Genomic DNA, 11,873 nt, shown 5'->3' on the forward strand with positions numbered 1-11,873 from the left:
CTGATACTACTTATTATCCTTCCGCTTAATAACGGGCAGGGTTTTAACGACCATTAAAATGGTTTGCGGCAAGCGCTCTTCCACCAAGACCATCTTGCCCAGCTTGAGGCTTTCCAACGTCAATTCATCATAATGACGAATCGTAATGGTCTCCAATCCTCGATTGATGTTTACCTTAAAGTCTTTCTCCAATATCTCTGCAAAGCGGTCCACTTTATCATCAATATCATTAAAACATACATTGAAACTGAGGGCCGTATTTTGCATCATGTTCACCTGTAGTCGGAGGTCGGTAATGACCTTGAACATTCGGTTAATGTGGTGCTCAGCCACGAAAGAAAAGTCGCGGGCAGAAATGGTACACAGTGCCTGTTCTTTTTCAACCGTTACCATCGGCGGGTACTTGTCTACGATCTCGTCAGAAATCACTGTACCGCCGCCTGTAGGGTCAATGAATGACTTTACATACAAAGGGATATTCTTGTTCTGAAGCGGCTTGATCGTCTTGGGGTGAATCACCTTAGCACCGTAATAAGTCATCTCAATGGCTTCCCGGTAAGAGAGGACATCCAGTTTAGTTACATTCTCGAAAAGCCGTGGGTCGGCAGTCAGTACGCCAGGCACATCTTTCCAGATATACATTCCTTCGGCATTCAGGCAGTAGCTAAAAATGGCGGCGGTGTAATCCGATCCTTCTCGACCTAACGTGATGGAGAAATTCTCGGTAGTACTACCAATAAAGCCTTGGGTCATCACGAATCCGCCCTTATCGAGCAGCGGCAATGCATGACGGCGGGCCCGTTCTTCTGTTTCTTCCCACTTTACCCAACCTTCACGGAAGATATCATCAGTAAGTACCACATCGCGGGCATCCAGCCAGTGAGTAGGTAGGCCATCTGCCGATAGAAAAGCAGCCATTATCTGCGAAGAAATCAACTCGCCTACGGGTACAATCTGATCGTAGATATAGTCGTAATTTTCGTGAGGCTCTTCTTCCAATACCCACTCTACAGCCACGAGGTGATCGTTGAGTTGATCATAGACAGGATGTTGCTCTCCCAGCAACTCGCGAGTAATGTCGTAGTGCCGCTGGCGAATAGTATTCAGCTTCTCCATTGCCTTGGCCTGATCACCACTTTGATGAGCCCCAACTACCTCTTCGAGTTCATTGGTTGTACCACTCGTAGCCGAAGCAATAATGATTAATCTTTCCCCCTCATAATTACGGAGAATGCTTGCTACGTTTCTCATCGCAGCGGGGTCCTTAAGTGAGGCACCACCAAACTTGAAAACTTTTAATTCTTTCTTCACGCGGCGTTCAAATAAAGGAAGTAAAGCTACTCCCGGTCTGAAAATGCTGCAAAGATAATGGGTTTAAACACAATGCCTATGCATTTCCTTACAACGAATTCATCCCCCCTGGCACAATTAGAAGAAGCAACAACTAAAACATTTTATTTTAGAATAAAATTCCGCCAAGGCACAATCCTGCAACATTTTTCTATTTTTACGTTTGTTTTAGCAACTATTTCAACGCCCTTGGGAAAGTAATTTTCCCACCAGATAACAGAATAACCAATGACACAAGCCATTCGGGATGCCTTAGAGCTCCTGCTAGTAGGCATGACCACCGTTGCGCTGGTGCTAGGACTCGTTGTCCTGGCTGGTCGGCTGCTTATCCAGCTGGTTAACCGAGCCTCTCCTGGTGGACCAGGAAAAAAAACGCCTCCTTCCTCCTCCTCTTCTTCCCTTGACCCGGCCATCGTTGCTGTTATTACAGCTGCTGTAGACGTAAGTACAGCAGGCCAGGGAAGCATTCAAAAAATAGATCCTCTTTAATACTTGGTATGAAAAAAGAAATTAAGCTCTGTCTTGTCTATCGCGACATGTGGCAATCCTCCGGTAAATATATGCCCCGAGTAGATCAACTGGTGCGGGTTGCGCAGCCTATCATTGACATGGGATGTTTCTCCCGTGTGGAAACCAATGGTGGTGGTTTTGAACAAATTTGCCTGCTTTATGGCGAAAACCCCAATACCGCCGTCAGAGAATGGACCCAGCCTTTCAACGATGTGGGTATCCAAACGCAGATGCTGGAACGCGGCCTGAACGGTATCCGCATGAGCCCCGTTGGCGCCGATGTACGGCAGTTGATGTTTAAAGTAAAGAAGAAGCAAGGCACCGATATTGCCCGCTCTTTTGATGGGCTCAACAACCCTCAAAACCTGGCGCTTTCCTTTCAATATGCCCGCGAAGGAGGGATGGTTGCACAGGCAGCCCTTTCTATTACGCACTCGCCGCTGCACACCGTAGATTATTATATCAAGCTGGCAGATCAATACATCGAGTTAGGTGCCGAGGAAATCTGTATCAAGGACATGGCCGGTATTGGTCGTCCGGTTTCTATTGGCAAAATGGTAAAGGGAATAAAGGAGCGTCATCCAGATATATTGATACAATATCACGGTCACTCGACGCCCGGCTTTTCGGTAGCTTCCTCTTTGGAGGCCGCGCGAGCCGGAGCAGATATCATTGACGTAGGCATGGAACCGCTCAGTTGGGGCACAGGGCATGCTGACTTGCTGACCATCCACGCTATGTTGCGCGACGCTGGTTTCAGTTTACCTGATATCAATACCGGAGCCTACATGGCTACCCGTAGCCTGACCCAAGAGTTTATCGATGATTTCCTGGGCTACTACATCAACCCTCAGAATCGCTACATGAATAGCCTACTGATTGGTCCCGGCCTCCCTGGTGGTATGATGGGAAGCCTGATGGCTGATTTGGAAAAGAACTTGGCAAGCCTCAATAAATGGTTAGCTAAAAACGGAAAGGACAAGATGACTCAAGAGCAATTGTTATTAAAACTCTTTGCTGAAGTCGAANATGCCTGGCCAAAACTAGGCTATCCGCCCCTCGTAACTCCTTTCAGTCAGTATGTGAAAAATGTGGCACTAATGAATGCCATTCAGCTCATCAAAGGCAAGGATCGCTGGTCTATGATCGACGAAAACACTTGGGGCATGCTGCTCGGTCGATCAGGGCAACTACTCGGCGAGCTAGGGGAAGACATCAAAGCTTTGGCCGTTGCTCAGGATCGCGAATTTTACACAGGCACTCCACAGGATCTATACCCTAACGCCTTGCCTGATTACCGCCAAAAGATGAAAGAAAAAGGCTGGGAAACAGGCCTCGATGACGAAGAGCTGTTGGAATACGCCATGCACCCCGGCCAATACGAGGCTTACAAATCAGGTGCCGCGAAAACGCAGTTCCAGCAAGATTTAGCCAAGCGAAAGTCGGCAAAGCAAACCACGGCAGCTCCTGTCAGTACACCTACTACCCCATCGGCAGCCATCGCGCAACCCAAAGAAATGACCATCACGGTTGATGGCAAAGCTTACAAGGTGGCCGTTTCCTATGAAACAGAAGACGCTTCGGCTACTACTGCCCCCCAAGCAGCAACAAGCATCACTACTTCTAGTCCGCCTGCTGCTAACCTGAAAAGTATTTATGCTCCGCTCGAAGGGAAATTTCTACTCACGAAAGACAGTGCTGAAAAGCCCATTAAAGTTGGTGATGTGCTCAAAATTGGGGATACCGTGGCATATATCGAATCCATGAAAGTTATCAATGCCATCACTGCCGATCAAGCTGGCGAGGTGGTGGAAATATTAGGTCGCCACGGGGAAGACATTGAAGAAGATGACATTATTGTGCGCTTAAAGTAAGTGCAGGACATTCCTGTTTCATTTCTGCGCAATAAAAAGACAGCACGAAATGAAAATGGAATTTCATTTTCCAAATCGTTAGCTAAGCGTTTCACTTAAAGCGTGCTAACTATTTGGAAAATTCAGAGAAATTTCAATTTCATTTCTGCGCAATAAAAGGACTATGAATTTTTTCTATAGCCTGTACGAGATGAGTGCCCTGGGCGAGATCATTGCTCAACCAGGCATCTTGCTGATGCTCGCATTGGCGATTTTGCTCCTATACCTGGGTATTTTCAAAGGGTATGAACCCCTGTTATTGATTCCCATAGGTTTCGGTGTCCTGCTGGCCAATATTCCAGGTGGCAAGATGGCGGTAATGACGATTGCTGAAGATCCTGAAATCGCTAAATTGAGCCTACTCAAGCTGACGGAGAAGTATGGTATAATGAACCTGTTATACTACACGCTCATCAAAAGTGGATTACTACCTCCGCTCATTTTTCTGGGGGTGGGTGCCATGACCGACTTTGGTCCTATGCTTCGCAATTTGAAGCTAGCCTTCTTTGGTGCTGCAGCCCAATTGGGCATCTTCACGGTGTTGATCGGGGCCATTCTTTTGGGGTTCACGCCACAAGAAGCCGGAGCCCTTGGTATCATTGGTGGCGCCGATGGCCCAACCGCTATTTACACCAGCATTGTGCTGGCTCCCAAGCTACTGGGGCCTATCGCAATTGCGGCTTATAGCTATATGGCTTTAGTACCCGTTATTATTCCTCTCGTTGTTCGACTTACCGTAAGTGACACGGAGTTAAAGATCAACATGAAGGAGCAGGATCGCCTGTATCCCAATCGCTATGAGATAAAAAATATGCGAAGGGTGAAAATCCTATTTCCCATTGTCTTGACCATACTGGTAGCTATTATTGTTCCAGCAGCAGCACCTTTACTTGGCTTATTACTATTTGGTAATCTGATTAAAGAAGTAGGCTCCAGTACCAACAGACTATTCGTGGCGGCATCAGAAACCATCATGAACGCAGCAACCATCTTTTTGGGGCTGACTATTGGTGCTACCATGACGGCCACCACTTTCCTAGATGGGCAAACGCTTTTGATTATTGGTGGAGGGTTCCTGGCATTTGCCATTTCTATCTTTGGAGGAATAGCCGCAGTAAAAATCCACAACTTATTCGTTATCAAAAAGATAAACCCACTCATCGGAGCTACAGGTTTAAGTGCTGTACCAATGGCATCCAGGGTAGCCAATGAAATTGCCTTGAAGCATGATCCCCGCAACCATATTCTACAATATGCAATGGCAAGCAACATTGCCGGGGTGATTGGGTCGGCGGTAGCTGCTGGGGTTTTAATTGCGAAATTGGCCGGTTAGAAAAAAGGTGTAAGGGTTTTATATGTGTAAGGGTGTAAAGGTTAATTAGCCCAAGTTTTTGGCGATGGTAAAATAGAAGGTGGTACCCTCTCCTACTTTAGACTCCAACCAGATTTTTCCCTTATGGTCTTCTATTACTTTTTTACAGGTGGCCAGACCTATTCCCGAACTATTGTTAATGCTCTTGTTTTCTAATGTTTTGAACAATACAAAAAATATGGCCGAAGAATTCAGCCTCAATACCAATGCCATTGTCAGCAATTTCAAAATTATAATGGGTGGCACCTTCTTCCCCTGAGATGACTATTACTGGCGCTACACCATCTCGACTATAACGAAGCGCATTGGTCAATAAATTCTGAAACAATTGATACATGCGAGAACCATCGGCCGAAATATGTTCCGGAAGATCATTGACAATGATTGCCCCTCTCTTTTCATTCAGTAACTGCTGGATATCGCTGTTAACCTCCTCAATTAACTTCATTATCGAAACATTCGTAATTTCTAAAGAAGTATGCGTTATGGTCGAATAATCCAGAAGATCTTTCACAAGCCCTTCAATACGTCGTGTTCCTTTGCGGATAAACCCGAGGTATTCAAGCTCGCGTTCACTTAATTTTTCTTTTCCGCTCTTTTCTAGCAACTGTGAAAAACTAACGATATTCCTCATAGGCTCTCGCAAGTCATGAGACGCCAAATGAGCGAAGTTTTCCAATTGAAGGTTGGATTCTATATAGCGTTCTAGTTCCTGATTTTTATCAAAAAGACTTTGTTCTGCAGCCTGAAGAGCAATATTCTTTTCGTTAAGCGCTTCCGTTGCCTTGTTTTTCTGACGGATGTTATAAACCATGACCCCTAATACGCAGACACCAAACAGAACAAGTATAATTAAACCATACAACCTTCTTTCCTGCGCCTCTTTCTCTTCTTTGAGCTCACTAATTTCTAATAGTTGTTTTTCATTTTGATATTTAGCTTCCAATTCATCTGTGATTCGTTGCTTTTCCTGGTCTTGCCTTTGCTTAACCAAACGATTGTAGTACTCGGCATATTCATAGGCTTTTTGAAAATCGCCTAATTCAGAATAAGCATCGGCTAAAATACCAACTGCCCTTGATTGCAGCTCCAGGGAGAATCCCATCGCTGCAATGTCAAGGGCCTCCTTGGCGGTCGCTACAGCTTCATTTAGCTCTCCATTACCTTTAAGGCCATAGGCCATCCAAATCAAAGCACGCGACTGAATGCGGGAAAAACCACGTTCAAAGGCAATAGCATAAGCTTCCTTTCCATGCTTGATGGTTTCCCTATATTCCCCCATTTCCATCTTTACCTCTGCTAAAGTCAGGAGTGTTTCCGCTTTAGATTCAAAGTCACCTAATTCATCATGCAAAGGCATCAAGTCCGTTATATCTCGAAGTGCTCCTTCGATATCGCCCTCTTCCATCCTTGCTCGAGCAAGTTCATCAACAAAAATGGAGGGTATAGATTTATCACCTAGCCTTTTGGCCATAGCCAATGATTCTTCGTAATAACGAATACCGCGTTTATTATCCCCATCACGATGATAAGCTGTCCCTAAATTCCCTAATATCAGTGCCTTAAGGCGGTTCTCTTCAGGAATATACGCATCAAACACCTTTACTCCTTTAAGGAAATACTGAATAGATTCATTATATGTTAATTCTGCAATCCCTACCAATCCGATATTATTGTAACAAGCTGCCTGGGTATAATAATCATTAACTTCCTCGGCATAATCTATTGCTTTCTGATAATAATAGATGACCGTATCCGGAGCAATCCCAAGTTTATAGTAGCCAATGCCCTTATTTTTGTAGGCAAAAGACAACCCTTTCTTGTAGCCGACCTTATTGGCCAAAGCAATAGCACGATTGCTGTATAGCAATACGCTATCCGGTGAAAGTCTTCGGTAAGAATAAGCTACCTCATTGAGTATATCGATCTGTCCTCGAGTATCCGTTACGGTTTCGAGGTTACGAAGCATACTATCAATATTCTCCTTAAAAGTCTGTGAATAGGTATTCGGCAATATGCAAATACTCAGGTAGAGGAAAAGAAGTGTAATGTGTTTTTTCATAGCGTGGCTCCCCAAAACATTGTTCCTTATAAAACATTGAGGTAACCAAAGTTAACCACATATTTTTATTTTCCATCTACACATGCTCCTTGTCCCATAAAATCAGTAATTATAACTAGACTTGTTCTGCCGAGGTGCTTGGCTTTTTATGCTGTAGCCATTTCTGTTTTACTTAATAAATAGTTCAGTACGGCCTGGATGCTGACCATCTGCTCCCGGTCTTTATCGGAGACAGTTATCATAAAGTGTTTTTCAATACAAGCAACATATTCCACCAAATCAAGGGAATCTAAGCCCCAGTCTTGTTTAAAATTGTCCGAAGTGTCAATGTTTTCAGGTAAACTGGGCTTTATTTGCCTAAGTGTGAGACGAAGAAAACGAACTACATTGGTGGTGTCAATAAGGGTTGTTGTGAACATGATAAGGTTTTTAAAGTGTAAGGGTGTAAAGGTTTTAAAGTGTAAGGGTTGCGTTGTGAAGTACGTAAAAACAGCTTTATTGGATTTAACTAGCACCAGAAAACGCTGATGATGCGGTAATTTATACTGTTAATGAAGGGAACGTTACATTCTTACGGGATAACTTGTATCAAGTTATGATGTCACAGAACAGGGGATGATGTCAGCGGCGGAGGTACAACCTTAATGTCGTCAACTTAAGCGAATAGCGAATTTATACTCACACCCACACATCCAATATCAACAAGCCACCAAACACCAAACTTGCCAAGCCATTAGTCGTAAAAAAGGCGATGTTGATTTTAGAAAGATCATCTGGCTTGACGAGGGTGTGCTGATAGCCTAGTAGCAACAAAAAGATCGCAGCGGCCAACCAATGAAGCCAGTCAAAAGCATGATAGCTACCTCCTTGCAGATAAACAGCACAAAGCAGCAAAAGGCCACACACCATGTGCAGGCCATTGGATAGTCGTAAGGCCCCTACCCTGCCCAAAGCTACAGGGATAGACTGTAAACCCAGGCCCTCATCAAAATCTCGATCCTGGAGAGCGTAAATGATATCAAAACCGGAGACCCATAAGAGAACAACGGCACCATAAAGTACACTCACTACACTAAAATACCCCGTTACAGCTAGAAAAGCCCCAACAGGAGCCAAAGCCAAACCTAGGCCAAGTACAAAATGGCACCAAGAAGTAAAACGCTTCGTATAACTATAGCCTAAAACCACCAATAACGCAACAGGCGCCAGCGCAAAGCAAAGTGGATTGATAAACCAAGTGGTGAGCCAAAACAATAGACTGTTGCCTATAACAAAGTACAATGCTGACCGGGCAGAAATCACCCCGGCAGGAATTTCTCGTACCTTGGTACGTGGGTTCTGAACGTCTATATCACGATCAAGGTAGCGATTAAAGGCCATCGCCGCAGATCGCGCAAACACCATACACAAGATCACCAGTAAAAGTAGCTGGCTATTAAAAACGCCTGTTTCTAAAGTTCCCAGTGTAAAACCTACCAAGGCAAACGGTAGTGCAAAAATGGTGTGGCTGAACTTTACTAACGAAAGGTAACTTTTGAATTGTTGTCCGAATCCGATAACCGACATAAAGGAAATGTTGACTTGAGGTGAAATTCACCCCATTATAACAAAAAATGAGCCATCCTGTTACCAGAATGGCTCATCGACTTAAATTTTAAGTCTAAAATCAGGAACAGCACGAAAATAAAACGCGATTTTGTTTTTCAACATAGTTGAATAAGCGCTTCATTTAAAGCGTTTTAACTATTTGGAAAACTTAGGAAAAATCGCAGGTTATTTTCTGCGCAATAACTATTGAGTAACAGCAGGAGCTGCACCACCTTCAGCAGGCGTTACTTCACCAGTCAGGTAAATGAACGACTGAGGAGGATTGGTGTTGGCCGTGATAGTTACTTTCTGGTTACGCTTACCTTTCTTGTTCTTAGAGTTGAACTCAACGGTAATATCAGCGCTAGCACCAGGAGCAAGAGGCTCGCGTGGCCACTTTGGTACGGTACAACCACAGCTTCCTTTAGCGTCACTCAGTACAAGTGTTTCGCTACCTGTGTTGGTAAACGTGTAAGTGTGAGAAACCATTTCGCCTTCGTTTACTGTACCGAAGTCATAAGTAGTTTCCTCAAAAGTCATGCTAGTGGTAGGACCAGCAGGAACAGCAGGAGTTGCAGGCTGCTGAACGTTAGGGTTCTGCGCCTGGTTTGCAGGCTGAACAGCCTGAGCTTCAACATTTTCGCGAGCAGCTTCACGAACATCGCTATTGCCACTCTGGCAACTTACTGCGAATGCAGCCACAACAGCTACACATACAAGGGTCTGAATATACTTCAGCATCTTTCCAATTGATTTAGTGTGAAAAATGGTTTATGATTATCTTACTGACACAAAATTAAGCAATCCCAGCCAAGGCGTTGTTAAGTGCTCGGCAAAAATTGTTAACCGGTTGTTAAGGGTATCTTTAAACACCTTGAACGACCTATTGTCCTAATATTTTCCTTCTCTATTTCTTAGCAAAAGCCAAAAAATCATCCGCCGAACGTGCATTAATACAGTGTTCGACAGTCAGTCCGCCTTTGCGGGCCGCTAAGGTACCAAAATATATATCGTGGATACCTTCTCTACTATGGGCATCTGGATTGATAGAAATCAAAACGCCCTTTTCTAAGGCGTAGGGAATCCATGTCCAATCGAGGTCTAAACGGTAAGGACTGGCATTAAGTTCAATCGCCACCTGATTGGCTGCACAAGCATCAATGACCTTCTTATGATCAATCGGATATCCTGGGCGTGATAACAGCAAACGCCCCGTAGGATGCCCCAACATACTAGTATAAGGATTTTCAATAGCATTGAGCAACCGCTGGGTGGCTTTCTCTTCATCCATCCGAAGATTAGAGTGTACACTGGCGATGATGAAATCAAACTGCTTGAGCAAATCCTCCTCATAATCCAGCGACCCATCAGCCAGAATATCACTTTCAATACCTTTCAATATTCTGAAATTAGTCATTTGAGCATTCAACTCGTCAATTTCCTTGAACTGTTGAAGCACTCGCTCCGGTTTCAGGCCATTGGCATAAAAAGCCGCCTTGCTATGATCGGTAATACCGATATACTCGTACCCCTGGGCTTGGGCGTAAGCCACCATTTCCGGCAAGGTATTGATACCATCGCTGTAGGTCGTATGACTGTGGATGACGCCTTTGATATCCGTTGCTTCTATAAGCGCAGGTATTTTATTGTCCTGTGCCAGCTCAAGTCCCCATTCCTGTTCTCTTAATTCTGGTGGTAATACAGGGAGTTTTACTTTAGCAAAGACTTCTTCCTCTTCGGCTACACCCTTGAAATCTACACCAGGAAAAGCCTTCAGGAAAGCCTCCATAAAATCAGGGCCAGCCGTGTAACGAAACTGCTTAGAGCCCCATTCTTCTTTTGCACAACAGTAAAGGGTTACCGGAATTTCATCTTCTGTAAGTGCCTTAATCGTGTTTCCTGAGACCGTGACTTCTGGCCATTCCAGCTGGTCAGCTACTTCTTGTGCAGCTACGCCGCCTAACAAAATCGCTACACTTTCCAGCGTCGGGCACTTGCGGCGCAAAGCACCTGTCCATTCCACCCGAGCATCGGGAAATTGCTGCTGTAGCAATTCGCGAATATCTTTAGCGTGTTCTTCCAATCGAGCATACAGAAACTTGCCTTGGCTCAATTTAAAGTAGGCCAATTTTTTCTTGAGGTCTTCCTGGGTTTTCAAACCAAACCCTTTGATCTCAATCAGGCGGTTTTCGTTAACGGCATAGAGTAACTCTCCAACACTCTCCACTCCCATTTCCTGCCAGACGGTACGCACCTTCTTGGGGCCAAAACCAGATATGCCCAACAAATCCCGAACACCCACTGGCGTCATTTCCCGGTATTTCTCCAAAGCTTCCATCTCTCCGTTGGTCACCAACTCACGGATCTTTCCTGAAATGGCCTTTCCTATGCCTTTGATGCTCGCTAGTTCTGCCTCTGCTAGTTCCTCGACTGGTTGATCTAGCTTGCGAAGAGTCATGTACGCATTTTGGTACGACCGAATTTTAAAAGGGTTTTCCTTATGTAGTTCCATCAGGCGAGACAGTTCACGAAAAGCAGTAGCGATTTCTTTATTGGTCATTTATGGCTATTTATGATCAGGTTTGTTGGACGGAACGTAAATGTTTATTTAGGACACCAACCTTCCCGTACAAAGTACGTGGTATAGGGTATAGGGATTTGTAGTCATACAAGGTGAACTTGATCTATTTAGTCTAGTCATACCTGAAATTATACAAACGCTATCCATGCAAAGATAACTCGTACGGTATGCGAAAAGGCAGAGCGTTTGTTTTTTCTTGGTCAATTCCAATGGGAAGAATCGTAGCACGATCCCTCCGGAGCAAAAAAAAAGCAGTCCCGGATTTCTCCAGAACTGCTAGGTTTGAGCGGATGACAAGATTCGAACCTGCGACCTCAACCTTGGCAAGGTTGCGCTCTACCAACTGAGCTACATCCGCGTCTGCTGGCTGCTCAGCCATATGCTTTATTTCTAAAGCGATGCAAATATAAGACAGATCATTCCTCTTTTGCAAGCTTTATCAAGAAAAAAAATCATCTTTTTTTATTCTTTTTCTGAATAGGTTGATAATCAAAGTGG

10 protein-coding genes and 1 tRNA gene are annotated in these 11,873 nt (G+C 44.5%); 3 read left to right on the forward strand and 8 right to left on the reverse strand.

The window, feature by feature from the left end:
- Nucleotides 1-6: 6 nt before the first annotated feature.
- Nucleotides 7-1,311: an aspartate kinase gene (locus A3EU_RS0100050; protein WP_071596844.1), complete on the reverse strand. Its 1,305-nt coding sequence runs from the start codon at nucleotides 1,309-1,311 to the stop codon at nucleotides 7-9.
- Between the two features lie 267 nt (nucleotides 1,312-1,578).
- On the opposite strand from A3EU_RS0100050, the gene A3EU_RS0100055 reads away from it, so the two are divergent.
- The 3 genes from A3EU_RS0100055 to A3EU_RS0100065 all read left to right on the forward strand — a co-directional run bounded on the left by A3EU_RS0100055 (nucleotide 1,579) and on the right by A3EU_RS0100065 (nucleotide 5,106).
- Entirely contained in the window at nucleotides 1,579-1,839 is a 261-nt protein-coding gene (locus tag A3EU_RS0100055) for an OadG family transporter subunit (protein ID WP_020534069.1), read from the forward strand.
- Nucleotides 1,840-1,847: 8 nt separating this feature from the next.
- Complete coding sequence (locus A3EU_RS0100060) at nucleotides 1,848-3,734, forward strand: biotin/lipoyl-containing protein (protein ID WP_020534070.1); 1,887 nt, start codon at nucleotides 1,848-1,850, stop codon at nucleotides 3,732-3,734.
- Between the two features lie 235 nt (nucleotides 3,735-3,969).
- Nucleotides 3,970-5,106, forward strand: coding sequence for a sodium ion-translocating decarboxylase subunit beta (locus A3EU_RS0100065; RefSeq protein ID WP_425412631.1), 1,137 nt, complete (start codon nucleotides 3,970-3,972; stop codon nucleotides 5,104-5,106).
- A gap of 45 nt (nucleotides 5,107-5,151) precedes the next feature.
- Here A3EU_RS0100065 and A3EU_RS35420 read toward each other — a convergent pair whose 3' ends face one another.
- The 7 genes from A3EU_RS35420 to A3EU_RS0100095 form a co-directional block, all read right to left on the reverse strand.
- Nucleotides 5,152-5,358 carry an ATP-binding protein gene (locus A3EU_RS35420; RefSeq protein ID WP_083937192.1) on the reverse strand — a complete coding sequence of 69 codons (207 nt, stop codon included), beginning with the start codon at nucleotides 5,356-5,358 and terminating at the stop codon, nucleotides 5,152-5,154.
- Complete coding sequence (locus A3EU_RS0100070) at nucleotides 5,282-7,114, reverse strand: histidine kinase dimerization/phospho-acceptor domain-containing protein (protein ID WP_169433303.1); 1,833 nt, start codon at nucleotides 7,112-7,114, stop codon at nucleotides 5,282-5,284. Before A3EU_RS0100070 ends, A3EU_RS35420 begins: the two co-directional genes overlap by 77 nt.
- A 239-nt stretch (nucleotides 7,115-7,353) precedes the next feature.
- A complete protein-coding gene (locus tag A3EU_RS28870) occupies nucleotides 7,354-7,626 on the reverse strand; it encodes a phosphopantetheine-binding protein (RefSeq protein WP_020534073.1) in 273 nt (90 codons plus the stop codon).
- Nucleotides 7,627-7,885: 259 nt separating this feature from the next.
- Complete coding sequence (locus A3EU_RS0100080; protein WP_020534074.1) at nucleotides 7,886-8,773, reverse strand: UbiA-like polyprenyltransferase; 888 nt, start codon at nucleotides 8,771-8,773, stop codon at nucleotides 7,886-7,888.
- A 225-nt stretch (nucleotides 8,774-8,998) separates the two neighbouring features.
- Complete coding sequence (locus tag A3EU_RS0100085) at nucleotides 8,999-9,535, reverse strand: DUF1573 domain-containing protein (protein ID WP_020534075.1); 537 nt, start codon at nucleotides 9,533-9,535, stop codon at nucleotides 8,999-9,001.
- A gap of 166 nt (nucleotides 9,536-9,701) precedes the next feature.
- Complete coding sequence (locus A3EU_RS0100090; RefSeq protein ID WP_020534076.1) at nucleotides 9,702-11,354, reverse strand: DNA polymerase/3'-5' exonuclease PolX; 1,653 nt, start codon at nucleotides 11,352-11,354, stop codon at nucleotides 9,702-9,704.
- Between the two features lie 306 nt (nucleotides 11,355-11,660).
- A tRNA-Gly gene (locus A3EU_RS0100095) sits at nucleotides 11,661-11,733 on the reverse strand.
- Nucleotides 11,734-11,873: the final 140 nt, after the last annotated feature.

This window comes from Lewinella cohaerens DSM 23179 (genome assembly GCF_000379805.1).
Lineage (GTDB): Bacteria > Bacteroidota > Bacteroidia > Chitinophagales > Saprospiraceae > Lewinella > Lewinella cohaerens.